The organism is Nonomuraea sp. NPDC004186 (assembly GCF_053603495.1).
Genome location: NZ_JBSGFQ010000015.1, coordinates 1 through 17,411 on the forward strand (window position 1 = coordinate 1; position 17,411 = coordinate 17,411).

Here is a 17,411-nt window from a genome sequence, read left to right on the forward strand (position 1 = left end):
GGCGCGCCCACGCGAGCGGCACCGCGACGATACGGCTCCACCTCCGGTCCTGCACTCGTTCCACCAGGTCATTGTCCCGGGCGCGGGCAATTGTGCCCCCGATCAGCAGGTCGTGCACGTCGTACTTCCGGCACGCCTGCAGCGCCTTGCGGGTCAGCACGTCGACCACGGCCTCCTGGAACGAGGCGGCCACGTCGGGCACGTGGATCGACTGCCCGGACGCCTCGCGGGCCTCGACCCAGCGCGCCACGGCCGTCTTGAGCCCGGAGAAGGAGAAGTCGAGCGTCCCGTCGTCGATCTTGCCGCGCGGGAACGTGATCGCCGCGCCCGAGCCGTCGCGCGCGGCCCGGTCGATGTGCGGCCCGCCGGGGAACGGCAGCCCCAGCACGCGCGCGACCTTGTCGAACGCCTCGCCGGCCGCGTCGTCGACCGTCGAGCCGAGCGAGATCACGTCTGAAGCCACGTCGGGCACGAGCAGCAGCGAGGAGTGGCCGCCCGACACGAGCAGCGCGATGCACGGCTTTGGCAGCGGCCCGTGTTCGAGCTGGTCGACGGCCACGTGGGCGGCCAGGTGGTTGACGCCGTAGAGGGGCACGCCGAGGCCCAGCGCGTACGACTTGGCGGCGGCCACGCCCACCAGCAGCGCCCCCGCCAGCCCCGGGCCCGCGGTGACGGCGATGGCGTCGATGTCGGAGAACTTCAGGCCGGCCTCGGCCAGCGCGGCCTCCACCGTCGGCGTCATGGCCTCCAGGTGGGCGCGCGAGGCCACCTCGGGCACCACGCCGCCGTAGCGGGCGTGCTCCTCCATGCTGGAGGCGATCGTGTTGGCCAGCAGGGTGTGGCCCCTGACGATGCCGATGCCGGTCTCGTCGCAGGAGGTCTCGATGCCCAGGACCAGTGGTTCGTCAGTCATCAAGATTCCTTCTCATCATGATCGCGTCGGTGCCGTCGTCGTAGTAGCGGCGGCGGGTGCCGATCTCCTCGAACCCGTAATGCCGGTAGACGGCCTGCGCGCGCGGGTTGTCGGCGCGTACTTCCAGGAAGATCTCCCGCGCTCCCCTGCGGCCCGCCTCGGCCAGCAGCTCGGTCAGCAGGGCGCCGCCGATGCCGGTGCCCTGGTGCTTCTCCAGCACGGCGATGGTCTGCACGTCGGCCTGGTCGGCCGCGGCGGCGAGCCCGGCGTAGCCGATGATCTCGCCGTCCACGAGGGCCACCACGTAGTGGCGCGAGCGCGGCATGTCGGCCAGCTCGCCGCGCATCATGCCCTCGCTCCACGCGTCGAGCGGGAACGTGGCCCGCTCGATCGACATGACCGCCGGCAGGTCGGTCGCGGTCATCGGCCGGAGGTTCACGCCGTCACCCGCTTGGGCGCCCCGGGCACGACGGCGTCGGGTCGGCGCAGGTAGATCGGGCGGGGCGGGTCGAGCGGCGTGCCCTGGGCGAGCCGCTCGGCCGCGAGCGCGGCCAGGCCGCCGGCGTAGGGGTACGGGGGCGCGTCGCTCTCGCCGAGGATCTCGGCGTAGAGCCCGGCGCCGGCGCCCACGACCGGCAGCCCGTCCACGGGCACGTCGGCGGGGCGGTCGACGAAGGGCCCGTCGAGCCGGGTGCGCATGTCGGCGTAGCGCGCCCAGAACACCTCTTTGCGCCGCGCGTCGGTGGCGACCAGGAACGGCTCGGCGAGCCCGCTGCCGTAGGCGACGGCGTCGAGCGTGCAGATGCCGTACGCGGGGATGCCCAGCGTAGTGGCGAGCCCCTGCGCGGTCATCAGCCCGACGCGCAGCCCGGTGTAGGGGCCGGGGCCGCTGCCCGCCACGATGGCGGTCACGTCGCGCAGCGCCGCGCCCGCCTCGTCCAGCACGCGTTCGATGGTGGGGATGAGCAGCTCGCCGTGACGCCGGGCGTCGATCGTCGTGTGCTCGGAGAGCACCCGTCCACCGTCGTGGAGCGCGGCGGTGACGGCGGGAGTCGCAGTATCAAAGGCCAGGACCAGCACGGCTGTCTAGCCTACCCGCCGTACGGCCCGCCGCCTCCAAAAGTCAAGACCAGCCCGTACGACGCTTGAGCCAGTCGAGCGCGACCACCCCCTGCGCCCGCTGGAACGCCCTGACCGTGGGCAGTCCCGGCGGGTCCGGAAGACGCGAGTGACGGATGAAATAGCCGGTGAGCCCGGCGACCACCGCGGTCACCGCGGGGTCGGGATCGGTGAACAGCTCGTGCGGCATCGGCCCGCCCTGCATGCCGATCGACGGCAGCATGGCCACCAGATCGACCCAGGGCGCGCCCACGCAGGCCCACGGCCAGTCCACGACGTAGACGCGCTCGCCGCTGAGCAGGATGTTGTCGGCCCGCAGGTCCCGGTGGACCAGGGTGTCGCCGGCCGCCGCCGCGGCCCAGCCGGACTCGAGCTCGGCCAGCTCGCCGAGGTGGCGCAGCGCCCACGGGTCGAGCCCGCCGGTGTCCTCCTCCAGCAGGTCGCGCCAGCCGTGGAAGGACGAGCCGATGGACTCGACGATGGGCGGCGCGGCGATCGGGGCGGGGGTGAGCTCGGCCGACATCCGCCTGACGGCGTCGAGCACCCGGTCGAGCTGGTCCCGCCGCCAGGGCAGCTCGGGAGGCGCGCCCTCGACGTCCTCGAAGACCAGCGCGACCCAGCCCTCCAGCTCGAAGCCGGTCAGCAGCCTGGGCGCGGGCACGGAGTCCGGCAGCGCGGCGGCGATCTCCAGCTCGGCGCGGTAGATGCGGACGCTGTCGGCGTTCGGCTCGGGGCCGACGGCCTTGACGAAGGCGCGCCTGCCGTTCTCCGCGCGCAGGCGGACCGCCGCCGCCGGCGAGAAGCCGCCGGGCTGGGTGACCGCCTCGGCCACGCGCGCCCCGAGGAAGCCCTCGACCGCCGCGCGCACCTGCGGGTGCACGCACCTCCAGGGCAGGCGTACGCCGGACGCGGGCGGGCTGGTGTTCACACTCACGCGTCCATGATCCCGGACGAGGGGAAGGGGATCGCAAACCGTTTTTCAGGCGCGGGAGGCGTACACGATGATGTTGTCCAGGTATTCGCCCTTGGCGTAGTCGAACTTGCCGCCGCAGGTGACCAGCTTGAGGCCGTCCTCCAGGTACACGCGCCTGGTGGGGAAGCTGTCCTTGTGCACCTGCTCGATGTGGTCGACCTTGAAGCTCACGACCTTGCCGTCGCTGCGCTCGACCTTGACGGTCTCGCCCTTGCGTAACTGCCTGAGCTTGTAGAACACGGCAGGGGCCGTCTTGGTGTCGACGTGGCCGATGATCACCGAGGCGCCCTTCTCGCCGGGCACGGCGCTGCCGGAGTACCAGCCGGCCACCTTCGGCTTCTCGTACGGGGGCAGCTCGACCTCGCCGTCCTTCGATAAACCGAGCTTCATCAGCGGTGCGTCGACGTCGATCGAGGGGATGTCGATGCTCTCGGGCACGATCGACGCGGTGGGCGTGGTGCCGGTCTGCATGCTCTTGCCGAACGCGACCAGCAGCAGGCCCGTGGCGGCGCCGGCGAGCACCACCCGTCCAGGTCGGGCCATCGCTACGCCTTGCGGCGCTTGACCGCGAAGCCGATGCCCGCGACCAGGGCGAGGCCGACCAGCACGCCCGCGGGGCCGATCGGGATCGAGGAGTCGTCGCTCGCGTCCATCCCGTACGTGCCGCCGCCGCCCGCCTTGGGCGCCTTGCTCGGCACGGTGGACGGCACGGCCTCGGCCGCGGCGACCCTGAGGGTGGCCCGGCCCAGGTCGTTGGTGCCGTCGCACTTGACGTCGACCCGGTAGGAGCCGCGCCGGACCGTTCCCGAGACCTGCGCCTCGCCGCGCACCCAGGGCGAGCCGTTGGCGGACGTGGCGGTCGCGGTGGGGGTCGCCGAGGCCCCGGCGACCGGGTTGAGCACGACGCCGTTGACGAACGCGCGCGAGGTCCCGGTGCCGGTGTGCGCCGGGCCGCCGGTCGGCACGGGGCAGTTGGCCAGGATCCACACCTTGGAGGTCTCGCCCGCGGTGACGCGGTCGGGGTTGAGCTGGACCGAGATGGTCTGCCTGTTGGTCGAGGGCCGCGGGCTGCCCGTGGCGGTGGCGGCCGGGGCGGCGGTGCCGCTGGCTGTGGGGCTGGGCGTGGCTGTGCCTGTTGGATTTGCATCAGCGGAGGCCGTGCAGCCGGTCAGACCGACCATCACGATGGCTCCCGCGTACGCGACTCGCCTGACCCTGAGCACCGGCCGCACCCCACTCCGCCGTCGTACCACCCAGCATCCATCAGAAATATGGATGTCGCCCCTCCTGATACCCAGAAAATCTGGGCCAATCCCTGACCAACGATCATGATTTATGTCATTGGCCTGGTACGTCAAGGGTGCCAGTATTGCCGAAAATTGACGGCGGTTTTAGTCTTCCAGCGGCTCAGACGGCGTGTCGGCCCATCGCGGACCCACGCCGCGCAGGGTGACAATGCGGGCCTCCTCGCCCGCCTCGCGGTCGATGTGGATCTCCAGCCGGTCTTCGGCCAGCCCCTCGACCAGCCCCTCGCCCCACTCCACGACAGTGACGGACTCTTCCAGCGAGGCGTCCAGGTCGAGGTCGTCGACCTCCAGGTCGCCGCCGAGCCGGTAGGCGTCCGCGTGCACGAGCGGCGGCCCCTGGCGCAGCGAAGGATGCACCCGGGCGATCACGAACGTGGGCGAGGTGATCGGGCCGCGTACCTTGAGCCCTTCGGCGATGCCCTGCACGAGCGTGGTCTTGCCGGCGCCGAGCGCGCCCGACAGGACGAGCAGGTCTCCGGCGCGCAGCTGCCCGGCCAGGCGGGCGCCGTACGCGCGCATGTCCTCGGCGGTCGCCAGCCTCACTGCATCTCCACCCTCTTGATCAGGTCGCGCAGCGCGTCGTTGACGGCGCCCGGCCGCTCCAGCTGGATGAGGTGGGACGTGTCAGGCACCTCGGTGAGCTGCGCCTTGGGCAGCGCGGCGGCGATGGCCTTGCTGTGGTCGGGCGGGGTGAGCCAGTCGCGCTCGCCCACCATGATCGCGGTGGGCACCTGGTCGAGGACGTCGAGCGCGGAGAGCTTGTCGTGGTTCATCAGCGCCGGGTAGAAGTCGGCGAACACCTCGGTCGGCGTGGCCCTGATCATCGACTCGGCGAAGTCGACCACGGTCGGGCTGACGTTCTTGGAGTCGCCGAAGCCCATGTAGCGGGTCATCAGGAACGCGATGTCGCTGCCCGCGTGGCGGGTGCGGTCGACGAGGGCGCCGCCCTTGCCCAGGATCGAGATCGTGGACGGGGCGATCTTGTGCACCGCCTTGGACACCATCGCCGGCATGCCCAGCGTGAGCTCGGCCAGCTTGCCCGCCGAGGTCGCGATGAGCGCGACGCCGCGGATCTTGTCCGCGAACAGCTCGGGGTGGCTGTCGGCCAGCGCCATGATCGTCATGCCGCCCATGGAGTGGCCCACCAGCACGCACGGGCCCGGCACGAACTTCTCGATCACCTCGGCCAGGTCGGCGCCCAGCCGGTCGATCGTGCTGCCGTCGGCGCCCGCGCGCTGCGAGCGCCCGTGCGAGCGCTGGTCCCACAGCACCATGCGGTAGTTTTCGCGCAGGTCCTTGCGCTGGTAGTGCCAGGACTCCAGGTTGAGGCAGTAGCCGTGGCAGAAGACGACGGTCAGCTCGGCGTCCTCAGGTCCGTCGATCTCAAGGTGCAGCGCCTTGCCGTCTGAGGTGACGAGCGTGCGCTCCCTGCCCCGCAGCTCGCCGAACGGCTCGCTGGCCTCGGTGTCGGGGCGCAGCCTGATCCTGCCGACCGCGTACCGCTTGGCCAGCGCCGCCGCCGCGACGCCGGCGGAAGCCGCACCGACGAGCGCGCCGGCGATGCCTACCCTGCGCCGTGTTGTCGTCGTCATCTCCCCGATCCTTCTCCGCTCATGCCCGCCGCGAAGTGCCCGTCGTCACTCCGAGCGCCTGTGCTCGTAGACCCGCGGCACGCGCGACCCGATCCTGGTCACGATCTCATGCGTGATCGTGCCGAGATTATCCGCCCACTCCTGAGCGGTCGGCTCGCCCCCGTCACCGGGCCCGAACAGCACGACCTCGTCGCCCGCCGACAGGGGGTCGTCGCCCATGTCGATCATGAACTGGTCCATGCACACCCGGCCCGCGATCAGTCTGCGCCGCCCGCCGGCCAGCACCTCGACCCGCCCCGTGGCGTGCCTGAGGATCCCGTCGGCGTATCCGAGCGGCACGAGACCGAGGGTGGTCTCGCGGTCGGTGACGTACAGGTGAGCGTATGACACGCCCGAGCCCTCCGGAACCCGCTTGACCAGCCCGGCCTGCGCCACGAGCGTCATCGCCGGCCTGAGCCCGAAGTCGCCCAGCTCGGGGATGGGGCTCAGGCCGTACATCGCGATGCCGGGCCTGACCAGGTCGTAGCGGGCCTCTGGAAGCGTCACGGTGGCCGCGGAGTTGGCGAGGTGCCGGATCACGTGGGAGCCCGCCGCCCCGGCCCGCTCGGCCAGCTTCAGCGCCGTTCTGAACGCCTCCTGCTGCTGCTCGATCGACGGGTGGCCGGGGATGTCGGCGCAGGCGAAGTGGGACCAGAGGCCGACGATCTCGACGACGCCCTCGGCCTGGAGCTTCAGCGCCCCGTCGAGGAGCCCCTGCCAGGCGGCCAGCGGCGAGCCGCCCCTGCTCATGCCGGTGTCGGCCTCCAGGTGGAGCCTGGCCGTGCGCCCCGTGCGGCGGGCGGCGGCCTCGATCTCGCCGAGCAGCCCCGCGTCGGAGGCCGACAGCTCGATGTCCTTGTCGAGGGCCTCGTCCAGCGGCTCGCCGGGGGTGATGAGCCACGACAGGATCGGCGCGGTCACCCCGCCCGCGCGCAGCTCGAGCGCCTCCCGGACGAACGCGGTGCCCAGCCGGCTCGCGCCTCCCTCGATGACGGCCTCGGACGCCGGCACCAGCCCGTGCCCGTACGCGTCGGCCTTGACGGCGCCCATCAGCTCCGCGCCGCCGGCCCGCTCCTTGAGCAGGGCCACGTTGTGCCTGATCGCGGCCAGATCGACCCGCGCCTGGGCCGGTGTGGCCATCGAGGAGTACATCCTTCCAGTGTGGCAGCTCACGCGGGTGGTCGAGCGCGATTTCCGCTCCCGGCCACCCCTACGACGAGCGGCCCCCGCCGGTCACCGCGCGGATGGCCGCCGGCACCTCAGCGGCCACGTCGGCCGCGGTCAGCGGCGCGCCCTCGGCGGCCCGCCACCCGGCGAGCCCGTGCAGGAACGCCCCGCAGGACGCCGCGTCGTAGCAGCTCAGCCCCTGGGCGAGCAGCGCCCCGGCCACCCCCGCCAGCACGTCGCCGGTCCCCCCGGTGGCCAGCCAGGACGTGCCCGTGACGTTCGCCCGGACCGGCCGCGACTCCTCGGCCACCACCGTGGTGGAGCCCTTGAGCAGCACGGTCACGCCCAGCTCGGCCGCGGCCCGGCGGACGTGCTCCAGCCGGGCGGCCTCGATGGCGGCCCGGTCGGCGCGGATGAGCCGCGCCAGCTCTCCGGCGTGCGGCGTGATCAGGACGGGCGCCGACCGCCGCAGCAGCCCGCGGTCCCGGGCCACCAGCGTCAGTGCGTCGGCGTCGATCAGCACGGGCACGTCGGACGCCAGCACCTGGGCGGCCACCTCGTGGGCCCACTCCCCGGTGCCCAGCCCTGGCCCGAGCACCCACGCCTGCACCCGGCCCACGTCTTCGAGGGAGGGCCGGTCCAGCTCGGTGACGACGGCCTCCGGCCAGTGCGCGCGCACCTGGGCGACCGGCGCGCCGGGGCCCGCGTACCGCACCATGCCGGCCCCCGCCCGCAACGCGCCGCCCACGGCCAGCACGGCCGCGCCGGTGAACAGGTCGCTCCCCGCGGCGACGCCCAGCACGCCCCTGCGGTACTTGTCGGACTCGTTGCCGGGCCGCGGCAGCAGGACGTCCACGTCGCCGCCGGTCAGCGCCGCGACGTCGGGATCGGGCAGATGGGCCCCGAGCCCGATGTCCACCAGCTCGACCCTGCCCGCGTGCTCGGCGCCGGGATCGACGAGCAGGCCCGTCTTGTACGCCCCCATGGTCACGGTCACCCGGGCCCGCACCGCGAGGCCCTCCACCCGGCCGCTGCTCGCGTCCACACCGCTCGGCACGTCCACCGCGACGATCGGCCCGCGGGCCGCGTTCGCCTCCTCGACGAGTGTCCGGTACGGCTCCCGCAGCGCCCCTGAGGCCCCGATCCCGACGAGCCCGTCGATGATCAGGTCCGCGCGCTCCAGGGCGTCCCGCTCGACGACCCGCCCGCCGGCCTGCCTGAGCGCGGCGAGCCCGGCCTCGTGCGTCTTGGACCCGGCAAGGACCGCGCCCACCCACGCCCCGCGCCTGGCCAGCCGCTCGCCCGCGTAGAGCGCGTCACCGCCGTTGTCGCCGCTGCCGACGAGGAGCACGACGCGTTTGCCGTAGACCCTGCCCAGGAGGTCGGCGCAGACGGCGGCGAGCCCGGTGGCGGCCCGTTGCATGAGCGTGCCCTCGGGCAGCCGCGCCATCAGCTCGTGCTCGGCGCCCCGGATCTGGTCGGCGGTGTAGGCAGTCTTCACGATCCGAAGCTATCCCTCCGCGATCACGTAGGCCACGGCCACGCCCGCGTCGTGGCTGAGCGAGACGTGCCAGCGCTTGACCCCGAGGTCGTAGGCGACCTCCGCGGCCTTGCCGGTGATCCGCAGCTCGGGCTTGCCGTGCTCGTCGCGGCGCACCTCGGCCTCCAGGTGGGCCATCCCCCTGGGCGCGCCGAGCGCCTTGGCCACGGCCTCCTTGGCGGCGAACCTGGCGGCCAGCGACCGCACCGGCAGCTCTATCTCGGCCTCGGTGAACAGCCGCTCCTTGAGCTGCGGCGTGCGCTCCAGCGCAGCCTCGAAGCGGTCGATGTCCACGACGTCAACGCCGATGCCAAGGATCATGACCCCAGCGTACTCAGAACAGCCCGCGCTCCCACGGACCCCAGATCGCGAATGACCTGCCCTGTTTCGCCTGGACGTTGACATAGAGGGTGTGGCCGCCGGGTCCGAACGTCGAGCCCGCGAACTCCGCCCCCGGGTCGTCGGGGATCGGCTCCAGGCGGCAGAAGTCGAAGATCTGCCCCGCCTTCGTGAGCCCGCGCAGGTAGTTGTCGCCGTCGCCGTCCTCGCACAGCACGAGCGTGCCGCGCCTGCTGGCCGTCACGTTGTCGGGCAGGTCGAGCACCGCCGAGCGCGGCGACTCGTAGGCGAGCCTGAGCCGCCCGCTCCACGTCTCGTACGCCCACACCTGTCCCCGCCCCTTGCCGAACCCGGAGGGCGGCGTGTCGCCGGCCGCCGTGGCCCCGCCCTGGGTGGAGACGAAGTACACGACCCCCTGGTGGAAGACGGCCCCCTCCAGCCGGGAGAAGATCGCCGCGCCCTGCTCCCGCCCTTGGCTGCCCACGGCCTGGACGGCCTGGTCGTAGGCGGGCCTGCCGGTGAAGGTCGGATCGGGGTCCTCGATGTCCACCCAGACGGTCTCGTACGTGGCCGCGGGCTGCTGCCCCACGGACAGGTCCTTGCGCTTGGCGCCCTTGACGGCCAGCATCTGCAGCCGCCCGCCGTCGAGCAGCCGCCCGGCCTGGACGGGGTGCTTCGGCGGCAGGTAGCGGTAGAAGCCGGAGGGGTAGGAGAAGTTGTCCTCGGTCATGTAGAGCGCGCCCGTGGAGGGGTCGAACGCCACCGACTCGTGCGGGAACCGGCCGGCCGACTTGATCGGCCTGGCGGTGGCGGCGCGGTTGACCGGCACCTCGAAGATGTAGCCGTGCTTGCGGGTGAGCTTGGCGTTGTCGCCGCCGGAGAAGTCGTCGGCCACGTCGGGCCCGTTGACCGTCTCCTCGCAGCTCACCCAGGCCCGCCACGCCATGGGGCCGCCCGAGCAGTTCATCATGGTGCCGTTGAGCGAGGGGGCGGCCTGGATCACCTCTCCGTAGCGCGTGACGCGCAGCGTGGAGGTGCCGCCCCCGGCCATCGGGTCGTACGCCCTGGCCCTGTCGCCGAACGCGCCGACGGGGCCGTTGACCTCGTGGTTGCGGATCAGGATCGCGCTGTCCTTGGGGCCGGAGAACGCCGCCATGCCGTCGTGCCTGCCCGGCACGGCCGACCCGTCGCTGAACTTCTCGCCGGCGGCGCTGAACGAGCGATATTTGAAGCCTTCGGGCAGGTGCAGCCGCACCTTCCCGTCACGCAGGTCCGGCACGGGCTTCAGCCGCCCGTAACCCCCCTGCACCGGCTTGACACCCCCTTGCACTCCCGCGCACGCGACTCCGGCGAAGGGGCCGGCGACGGCGATCACGTTCGTGATGAAGCGACGACGGTCCATCAGACCTCCCAGCCCTGCACAGTAGCCGCCGACACCTGTTCATACGCGTGATTCGGCAAGACGGATCTTCCTTCCCCGAACTGAGTCTCGGTAATCCCACGTGTTTGTCCACAGGCTGTGGATCTCGCTGCGCGCACCCGGCCATGATCCGGTTCACCGCTCCTCGCTACGCTGCCAAGGTGAACAACGGCTACGTGGAACTGAGCAGGGAGCAGTGGAGCGAGCTCCGCAAGAACACGCCCTTGACTCTCACCGCAGACGAGCTGGAAGAGCTTCGCGGCCTCGACGACCCCATCGACCTCACTGAAGTCACGGACATCTATCTCCCCCTGACCCGGCTGCTGAACCTGCACTTCACCGGATCCAAAGAGCGCAGCAGCGTGCTGAGCGCGTTCCTCGGTCATCCCGAGCAGCGCGTGCCGTACATCCTGGGCATCGCGGGCAGCGTCGCGGTCGGCAAGTCGACGACGGCGCGGCTCCTGCACACCCTGCTGGCCCGCTGGCCCGAGCACCCGCACGTGGAGCTGATCACCACCGACAGCTTCCTCTACCCGAACGCGGTGCTGGAGGCCAAGGGGATCATGCACCGCAAGGGCTTCCCGGAGAGCTATGACCGCAGGGCGCTGGTCAGGTTCGTGGCGGAGGTGAAGGCCGGGGCGGCGGAGGTGCGCGCGCCGATCTACAGCCACCTGGAGTACGACATCGTGCCCAAGGAAAGCCAAGTCGTGAAAAGTCCGGATATCTTGATCATCGAGGGGCTCAACGTCCTCCAGCCGGCCCCGCCCACGTCCCTCGCGGTCAACGACTACTTCGACTTCTCCATCTACGTGGACGCCAAGGTCGAGGACATCCGCACCTGGTACGTCGACCGCTTCCACAAACTCCGCCGCACCGCCTTCGAGGACCCGAAGTCGTACTTCCGGTACATCGCGGAGCTCTCGTACGAGGAGGCCACGGCCTTCGCGGTCAACGTCTGGCGCGACATCAACGAGCGCAACCTGGTCGAGAACATCGCCCCCACAAGGGGCCGGGCCGACCTCGTGCTCAAGAAGGGCGCCGACCACTCGGTACGGCGGGTACGGCTCCGCCAGACCTGAGCACCTCCTCGAACAGGTAGAGGGCCAACCTGCCCCCGCACTCCTGGTCGTCCACCGCGGCGAACCAGCACTCCTCACCATGGTCGTGACATCGGTATCGGATCATGCACGTCAGCCTCACGCAGATGTGTCAAAACGCCATCAACGTCCGATAGACGACAATGGCCCCTGTGCTACATCTGCGACTGATCAGCCCGGCCGCGCGGACCGCCGAGGCGACGACGGTGTTGGAGGACTGCCCAGGCGTCACCAACATCGTCGTCCTGCCGGGCGCGGCCCGCGAGCCGGCGGGCGACGTGATCCTCTGCGACGCGGCGCGCGAGTCGGCCAACGAGGTGCTGAACCGGCTCAAGTGGCTGGAGACCGAGGGCTCCATCGCCATCGAGCAGGTCGATCTGTCGCTGTCCAAGGTCGCGACCGACGCCGTCGAGGAGGCGCCCGGCGATCCCGACGACGCCGTGGTGTGGGAGGAGCTCGCGCACCGGGTGCACGCCGACTCCCGCATGACGTGGGCGTACCTGGCCTTCCTGGCCATCGCCACGCAGCTCGCGGGCATCGGCATCCTGCAGAACTCCCCTATCCTGATCGTCGGCGCGATGGTGCTCGGGCCGGAGTTCGGCCCGGTCGCGGGCATCTGCTTCGGCCTGCTGCGCGGCGGCTGGCACCTGGTCACCGCGGCGCTGAAGACGCTGGTCGTCGGGTTCACGGTGGCGATCGCGATCACGTTCGCCTGCGCGCTCGTCTCGAACTGGCTGGGCTGGATCGGCATCGAACACCTCCTCCGGAACGCGGAGGTCCAGTTCATCGTCAAGCCGGACCGGTGGTCGTTCATCGTGGCGCTGCTCGCGGGCGCGGCCGGGGTGCTGTCGGTCACGGCGGGCAAGTCGTCGGCCCTGGTCGGCGTCTTCATCTCGGTCACCACCGTGCCCGCGGCCGGCTACGTGGCCGTCGCGCTGGCGCTGGGCGACTGGAACGAGGTCTACGGCTCGGTCTCGCAACTCGCCGTCAACATCCTCGGCATGATCATCGCGGGCACGGGGACGCTGCTGGTCCAGCGGAAATTCTGGCCTCAAGTAGGACGGCGTTCATCCGTCTGAACGAGGCGGCGGCCCTCGCCCGCCCGGTACGGTCGGGCACATGCACATCCTCGCCACCGAGGGGCTGACCAAACGCTTCCCCACCGTCACCGCGGTCGACCAGCTCACGGTCACCGTGGGGCCCGGCGTCACCGGTCTGGTGGGGGCGAACGGCGCGGGCAAGTCGACGCTGCTCAAGATCCTGCTCGGCCTGCTGCCGCCCACCGGCGGCGCGGCCAAGGTGCTCGATCTGGACGTGACCGCGCAGGGCGCCGAGATCCGCCGGCTCGTCGGTTACATGCCCGAGCACGAATGCCTCCCGCCCGACGTCTCCGCCACCGAGCTGGTCGTCCACCTCGCACAGATGTCCGGCCTGCCGCGCACCGCCGCCCGCGAGCGCGCCGCCGACGTGCTGCGCCACGTGGGCCTGGCCGAAGAGCGCTATCGTGCCGTCGGGGGCTACTCCACGGGCATGAAGCAGCGCGTCAAGCTGGCCCAGGCCCTGGTGCACGACCCCAAGCTGGTCTTCCTCGACGAGCCCACCAACGGCCTCGACCCGCGCGGCCGCGACGAGATGCTGACGCTGATCAGGCGCATCGGCACCGAGTTCGGCATCAGCGTGCTGGTCACCTCCCACCTGCTGGGCGAGCTGGAGCGCATCTGCGACCACGTGATCGTCATCGACTCCGGGCGGCTGCTGCGCTCGTCCGCGATCGGCGAGTTCACCCAGGCCACGCAGACCGTCACGGTCGAGGTCGAGGAGGGGCTGGAGCCGCTGGCCGCCCGGCTGACCGAGGCCGGCCAGACGGTCTCGCAGCAGGGCCGCCTGCTGGTGGTCAAGGTTCTCGGGCCCGAGACGTTCGACGCGATCCGGGACGCCGCCGTCGACCTGGACCTCTGCCTCATCCGCCTCGAACAGGGACGTCACCGCATCGAGGACGTCTTCAGGGAGGAGGTGGCGGGTGTCTGAGATCTACGACATCGGCTACCGCCACTACGACGGGCCCCGGCTCGGCCGGGCCTACGCGACCCGGGCGCTGACCGTCCACAGCCTGCGCGGCATCTTCGGCCTCGGGCGCACGGCCCGCAGCAAGATCATGCCGTTCTCCCTCTTCGTCATCATGCTCCTGCCGGCCGTCGTGGCCGTCGCGACGATGGCCCTGGCCCAGCAGCGCATCCTCCCCTACAGCGGCTTCGCCGTCATCATGCAGGCCGTCGTCGCGGTCTTCCTGGCCGCGCAGGCGCCCACCGTGGTCGCGCCCGACCTGCGCTACCGCGTGCTGCCGCTCTACCTGTCGCGTCCCGTCTCGATCGCCGAGTACGTGGGCGCCAAGGTCACGGCGATGACCGCGGCGCTCTTCCTGCTGGTGGCGGTGCCCCTGACGTTGATCTACGCCGGCGAGCTGGTGGTGGACATGCCCGGGCCGCCGGCCACCGGCGAATACCTCGGCTCCGTCCTCATGGCGCTGCTGCTGGCCGTGCTGATGTCGTCGTTCGGGCTGGCGCTGGCCTCGTTCACGCCGCGGCGCGGGCTCGGGGTGGCCTCCGTGATCGCCGTCTACCTGCTGTCGTCGGCGTCGGTCCCGTTGATCTACGGGTCCCTGTACGCCTCGGGCAACGAGGCCGCGGCCTCCTGGGCCTGGCTGGCCAACCCGTTCTGGCTGGTGGACTCCGTACAGGCCTGGCTGTTCGGCACCCCGCCGCACATCCCCGAAGGGGACTACCCGAGCGGGCCCGCCTCGGCCGCGGCCCTCGTGGTGCTGGTGGCGCTCGCCGTGGGCGCCCTCGCGCTGCGCTACAGGAAGGCGGCCGCACGGTGAAGATCGAGCTGTCTCAGGTTTCCCGCTGGTACGGCAACGTGGTGGCGGTCAACGACGTCACCATGACGATCGGCCCCGGCGTCACGGGCCTGCTCGGCCCCAACGGGGCGGGCAAGTCCACACTCCTGCACATGATGGCGGGCTTCCTGTCGCCGTCCAACGGGTCGGTCACGCTGGACGGCCAGCAGGTCTGGAAGAACCACCACATTTACCGAAATATCGGCCTAGTCCCGGAACGGGAGGGAGTGTATGGCTTCCTCACCGGCTGGCAGTTCGTCCTCTCGGCCGCCCGCCTCCACGGGATGGGCGACCCGGTCGAGGCGGCCCGCAAGGCCCTGGCCACGGTCGAGATGGAGGAGCCCAAGGACCGGCGCGTGGAGACGTACTCCAAGGGCATGCGCCAGCGTGTCAAGGTGGCCGCGGCGCTCGTCCACGACCCGCCCGTGCTCCTGCTCGACGAGCCGTTCAACGGCATGGACCCCCGCCAGCGCCTCCACCTCATGGACCTGATCCGCGCCATGGGCACGGCGGGCAAGACGATCCTGTTCAGCTCCCACATCCTGGAGGAGGTCGAACGGGTCGCCCAGCACATCGAGGTGCTGGTGGCGGGCCGGCACGCGGCGTCGGGCAACTTCCGCGAGATCCGGCGCCTGATGACCGACCGGCCCCACCTGTTCGTGATCCGTTCGAGCGACGACAGGAAGCTCGCCGCCGCCCTCATCCGCGACCACTCGACGGGCGGCATCACCCTCCGTCCCGACGGCCTGGAGGTCCAGGCCGCCGAGTTCCGCCGCTTCGCCTGGCTCCTGCCCCGGGTGGCCCAGGCGGAAGGCGTACACCTGCACCAGGTCTCCCCTGCGGACGAGGACCTGGAGAGCGTCTTCTCCTACCTCATCAACAGGAGCACCTGATGAATCCAGTTGTCGCGGGTATTACTTACCGGGCTCTGCTCGGCAGGCGCCGTATCATCCTGCTCCTGTTGCTGCCGCTCGCCCTGATCGGGCTGGCCGTGCTCTTCCGCGTGCTCGGCGGGGACGACCAGAGCGCGGCCGTGCAGCTGATGCAGAAGTTCGCCATCAGCACCATGCTCCCCCTGCTGGGCCTGATCGCCGGGACGGGCGTCATCGCCCCGGAGATCGACGACGGCACGATCATCCACCTGATGTCCAAGCCGATCTCCCGCCCGGTCATCATCCGGACGAAGTTCCTGGTGGCGGCCTCGCTGATGGCCCTGTTCGGCGCCGTGCCCACCTACGTGGCGGCCTGGATCCTGGCCGGCAACGAGGACGGCATCGCCCCGGGATTCGCGCTGGGAGCCCTGGTGGCCGGCATCGCGTACGCCGCCGTCTTCCTCCTGCTGGGCGTCGTCACCCGGCACGCGGTCACGATCGGCATCATCTACGCCCTCGTCTGGGAGAGCGTGGTGGGCAACTTCATCCAGGGCGCCCGCAAGTTCTCGATCCAGCAGTGGGGCCAGACGATAGCCAAGCAGATCTCCGACTCCGCCTTCGTCGAGGCGGACGTCGCGCTGAGCTTCGCCGTACCCGCGCTGATCGTCGTCACGGTGGTCGGCGTCTTCTGGGCGGGGCAGCGGCTGCGGGTCTTCTCGCTCACCGGGGACGAATGAACGAACGGCCCGCGGGGGTCACCCCCGCGGGCCGTTCGGCCAGTCGCTCAGACGCAGGCGGTGCGCACCACGTCGGCGAGGCGGCCGGCCACCTGGGTGGCGTGCTCCTCCGACGCAGCCTCGACCATGACCCGGATCATCGGCTCAGTGCCGCTCGGCCTGATCAGGACCCGGCCCGTCTCCCCCAGCTCGCCCTCCGCCTCGGCGACGGCGGCCAGCAGCTCGGGGGCGGCGGCCTTGCCCTTGTCCACGTCCTTGACGTTGATCAGGATCTGCGGCAGCGGCGTCATCACCGCGGCCAGCTCCTTCAGCGACAGGCCCGACTTGGCCACCACGCCCAGCAGGTGGAGCGAGGTGAGCAGGCCGTCGCCGGTGGTGGCGTGGTCGAGCATGATGACGTGGCCCGACTGCTCCCCGCCCAGGTTGTAGCCGTCGGACTTCATCCGCTCCAGCACGTAGCGGTCGCCGACCGCGGTCTCCACCACGGTGATGCCCGCGTCGCGCATGGCCAGCTTGAAGCCCAGGTTGGACATCACGGTCGCCACCACGGTGTCCTTGGCCAGCAGGCCCTCGCCGTGCATGGCGGCGGCGAGGATGGCCATGATGCGGTCGCCGTCGACGATCGCGCCCGTGTGGTCGATCGCCAGGCAGCGGTCGGCGTCGCCGTCGTAGGCCACGCCCAGGTCCGCCCCGCGCGACACGACGATCTGCGCGAGCTTGTCCAGGTGGGTGGAGCCGTGGCCGGCGTTGATGTTGAGGCCGTCGGGCCTGGCGCCGATGGCCTCGACCCTTGCGCCCGCCCGCACCAGCGCCTCCGGGGCCACCATGTGGGCGGCGCCGTGAGCGCAGTCGACCACGATGTTCAGCCCGTCGAGCGCGGCGTTCATCGTGGTCAGCAGGTGGGAGACGTACCGGTTGGCCTCACCGTACGCTTCCCGCACCCGGCCCACGGCCGAGCCGACGGGAAAGCTCCAGTCCTCGCCCAGCCGCCGTTCGATCTCGTCCTCGACCGCGTCCGACAGCTTGAAGCCGCCGCGGGCCAGGAACTTGATGCCGTTGTCGGGCGCCGGATTGTGCGAGGCCGACAGCATGACGCCGAGATCGGCGCCGAGCGCGGCGGTGAGGTGGGCGACGGCCGGGGTGGGAAGTACGCCGAGGCGCAGCACGTCCACACCGGACGCCGCGAGGCCGGCGACCACCGCGGCCTCGAGAAACTCTCCCGAGGCGCGAGGGTCCCGGCCCACGACCGCCACCGGCCTGCTCTTGCGGCCGGCAGCGGCGAACGCGCCCGCATCGCCGAGGACGTGAGCCGCCGCGACCGAAAGGTCCATGGCGAGCTGCGCCGTGAGGTCGCGACCCGCGACCCCACGTACCCCGTCGGTGCCGAAAAGGCGCGCCAA

Annotated in this window: 19 protein-coding genes; 6 read left to right on the forward strand and 13 right to left on the reverse strand. The window is 71.4% G+C overall.

What is annotated here, in order from left to right:
* The 12 genes from tsaD to ACWEPL_RS14715 form a co-directional block, all read right to left on the reverse strand.
* Positions 1 to 913 (reverse strand): tRNA (adenosine(37)-N6)-threonylcarbamoyltransferase complex transferase subunit TsaD (gene tsaD / locus ACWEPL_RS14660; RefSeq protein WP_452436435.1); only part of this gene is annotated, 913 nt, incomplete at its 3' end.
* The gene (rimI, locus tag ACWEPL_RS14665; protein WP_363962217.1) at positions 906 to 1,337 is read right to left on the reverse strand and encodes a ribosomal protein S18-alanine N-acetyltransferase; all 432 of its coding nucleotides are present in this window, start codon (positions 1,335 to 1,337) and stop codon (positions 906 to 908) included. The genes rimI and tsaD, both read right to left, overlap by 8 nt.
* An 11-nt stretch (positions 1,338 to 1,348) precedes the next feature.
* A complete protein-coding gene (tsaB, locus tag ACWEPL_RS14670) occupies positions 1,349 to 1,993 on the reverse strand; it encodes a tRNA (adenosine(37)-N6)-threonylcarbamoyltransferase complex dimerization subunit type 1 TsaB (RefSeq protein WP_452436436.1) in 645 nt (214 codons plus the stop codon).
* A gap of 43 nt (positions 1,994 to 2,036) precedes the next feature.
* A complete protein-coding gene (locus ACWEPL_RS14675) occupies positions 2,037 to 2,966 on the reverse strand; it encodes an aminoglycoside phosphotransferase family protein (protein WP_452436437.1) in 930 nt (309 codons plus the stop codon).
* 45 nt (positions 2,967 to 3,011) lie between these two features.
* Complete coding sequence (locus ACWEPL_RS14680; RefSeq protein ID WP_350731036.1) at positions 3,012 to 3,548, reverse strand: class F sortase; 537 nt, start codon at positions 3,546 to 3,548, stop codon at positions 3,012 to 3,014.
* A 2-nt stretch (positions 3,549 to 3,550) separates the two neighbouring features.
* Positions 3,551 to 4,228 carry a hypothetical protein gene (locus tag ACWEPL_RS14685; RefSeq protein ID WP_350731035.1) on the reverse strand — a complete coding sequence of 226 codons (678 nt, stop codon included), beginning with the start codon at positions 4,226 to 4,228 and terminating at the stop codon, positions 3,551 to 3,553.
* A gap of 168 nt (positions 4,229 to 4,396) precedes the next feature.
* Positions 4,397 to 4,855, reverse strand: a complete 459-nt coding sequence (gene tsaE, locus ACWEPL_RS14690; RefSeq protein WP_355190272.1) for a tRNA (adenosine(37)-N6)-threonylcarbamoyltransferase complex ATPase subunit type 1 TsaE — start codon at positions 4,853 to 4,855, stop codon at positions 4,397 to 4,399.
* The gene (locus tag ACWEPL_RS14695) at positions 4,852 to 5,904 is read right to left on the reverse strand and encodes an alpha/beta fold hydrolase (RefSeq protein WP_350731032.1); all 1,053 of its coding nucleotides are present in this window, start codon (positions 5,902 to 5,904) and stop codon (positions 4,852 to 4,854) included. Before ACWEPL_RS14695 ends, tsaE begins: the two co-directional genes overlap by 4 nt.
* Before the next feature lie 45 nt (positions 5,905 to 5,949).
* Positions 5,950 to 7,083, reverse strand: coding sequence for an alanine racemase (gene alr / locus ACWEPL_RS14700; RefSeq protein ID WP_452436438.1), 1,134 nt, complete (start codon positions 7,081 to 7,083; stop codon positions 5,950 to 5,952).
* A gap of 70 nt (positions 7,084 to 7,153) precedes the next feature.
* The gene (locus ACWEPL_RS14705; protein ID WP_363962213.1) at positions 7,154 to 8,611 is read right to left on the reverse strand and encodes an NAD(P)H-hydrate dehydratase; all 1,458 of its coding nucleotides are present in this window, start codon (positions 8,609 to 8,611) and stop codon (positions 7,154 to 7,156) included.
* 9 nt (positions 8,612 to 8,620) lie between these two features.
* A complete protein-coding gene (locus ACWEPL_RS14710; protein WP_350731030.1) occupies positions 8,621 to 8,971 on the reverse strand; it encodes a holo-ACP synthase in 351 nt (116 codons plus the stop codon).
* Between the two features lie 13 nt (positions 8,972 to 8,984).
* A complete protein-coding gene (locus tag ACWEPL_RS14715) occupies positions 8,985 to 10,391 on the reverse strand; it encodes an alkaline phosphatase PhoX (RefSeq protein ID WP_452436439.1) in 1,407 nt (468 codons plus the stop codon).
* A 194-nt stretch (positions 10,392 to 10,585) separates the two neighbouring features.
* On the opposite strand from ACWEPL_RS14715, the gene coaA reads away from it, so the two are divergent.
* The 6 genes from coaA (at position 10,586) to ACWEPL_RS14745 (ending at position 16,011) form a co-directional block, all read left to right on the forward strand.
* A complete protein-coding gene (coaA, locus tag ACWEPL_RS14720) occupies positions 10,586 to 11,488 on the forward strand; it encodes a type I pantothenate kinase (RefSeq protein WP_363963083.1) in 903 nt (300 codons plus the stop codon).
* A 161-nt stretch (positions 11,489 to 11,649) separates the two neighbouring features.
* Complete coding sequence (locus tag ACWEPL_RS14725; RefSeq protein WP_452436440.1) at positions 11,650 to 12,585, forward strand: DUF389 domain-containing protein; 936 nt, start codon at positions 11,650 to 11,652, stop codon at positions 12,583 to 12,585.
* A gap of 40 nt (positions 12,586 to 12,625) precedes the next feature.
* A complete protein-coding gene (locus tag ACWEPL_RS14730) occupies positions 12,626 to 13,534 on the forward strand; it encodes an ABC transporter ATP-binding protein (RefSeq protein WP_350731025.1) in 909 nt (302 codons plus the stop codon).
* The gene (locus tag ACWEPL_RS14735) at positions 13,527 to 14,384 is read left to right on the forward strand and encodes an ABC transporter permease (protein WP_449894613.1); all 858 of its coding nucleotides are present in this window, start codon (positions 13,527 to 13,529) and stop codon (positions 14,382 to 14,384) included. Before ACWEPL_RS14730 ends, ACWEPL_RS14735 begins: the two co-directional genes overlap by 8 nt.
* On the forward strand, positions 14,381 to 15,295 hold the full coding sequence (locus tag ACWEPL_RS14740; protein WP_350731021.1) for an ABC transporter ATP-binding protein: 915 nt from the start codon (positions 14,381 to 14,383) through the stop codon (positions 15,293 to 15,295). Before ACWEPL_RS14735 ends, ACWEPL_RS14740 begins: the two co-directional genes overlap by 4 nt.
* Positions 15,295 to 16,011: an ABC transporter permease gene (locus ACWEPL_RS14745; RefSeq protein ID WP_452436441.1), complete on the forward strand. Its 717-nt coding sequence runs from the start codon at positions 15,295 to 15,297 to the stop codon at positions 16,009 to 16,011. Before ACWEPL_RS14740 ends, ACWEPL_RS14745 begins: the two co-directional genes overlap by 1 nt.
* A 47-nt stretch (positions 16,012 to 16,058) precedes the next feature.
* On the opposite strand, the gene glmM is transcribed toward ACWEPL_RS14745, so the two are convergent.
* A complete protein-coding gene (glmM, locus tag ACWEPL_RS14750) occupies positions 16,059 to 17,411 on the reverse strand; it encodes a phosphoglucosamine mutase (RefSeq protein WP_350731018.1) in 1,353 nt (450 codons plus the stop codon).

Excerpts from the sequence above, each read along its gene's own strand:
- rimI (WP_363962217.1), bottom strand. The coding sequence starts at position 1,337 with ATGACCGCGACCGACCTGCCGGCGGTCATGTCGATCGAGCGGGCCACG.
- ACWEPL_RS14680 (WP_350731036.1), bottom strand. The coding sequence starts at position 3,548 with ATGGCCCGACCTGGACGGGTGGTGCTCGCCGGCGCCGCCACGGGCCTG.
- ACWEPL_RS14695 (WP_350731032.1), bottom strand. The coding sequence starts at position 5,904 with ATGACGACGACAACACGGCGCAGGGTAGGCATCGCCGGCGCGCTCGTC.
- alr (WP_452436438.1), bottom strand. The coding sequence starts at position 7,083 with ATGGCCACACCGGCCCAGGCGCGGGTCGATCTGGCCGCGATCAGGCAC.
- ACWEPL_RS14710 (WP_350731030.1), bottom strand. The coding sequence starts at position 8,971 with ATGATCCTTGGCATCGGCGTTGACGTCGTGGACATCGACCGCTTCGAG.
- ACWEPL_RS14715 (WP_452436439.1), bottom strand. The coding sequence starts at position 10,391 with ATGGACCGTCGTCGCTTCATCACGAACGTGATCGCCGTCGCCGGCCCC.
- ACWEPL_RS14725 (WP_452436440.1), top strand. The coding sequence starts at position 11,650 with ATGGCCCCTGTGCTACATCTGCGACTGATCAGCCCGGCCGCGCGGACC.
- ACWEPL_RS14730 (WP_350731025.1), top strand. The coding sequence starts at position 12,626 with ATGCACATCCTCGCCACCGAGGGGCTGACCAAACGCTTCCCCACCGTC.
- ACWEPL_RS14745 (WP_452436441.1), top strand. The coding sequence starts at position 15,295 with ATGAATCCAGTTGTCGCGGGTATTACTTACCGGGCTCTGCTCGGCAGG.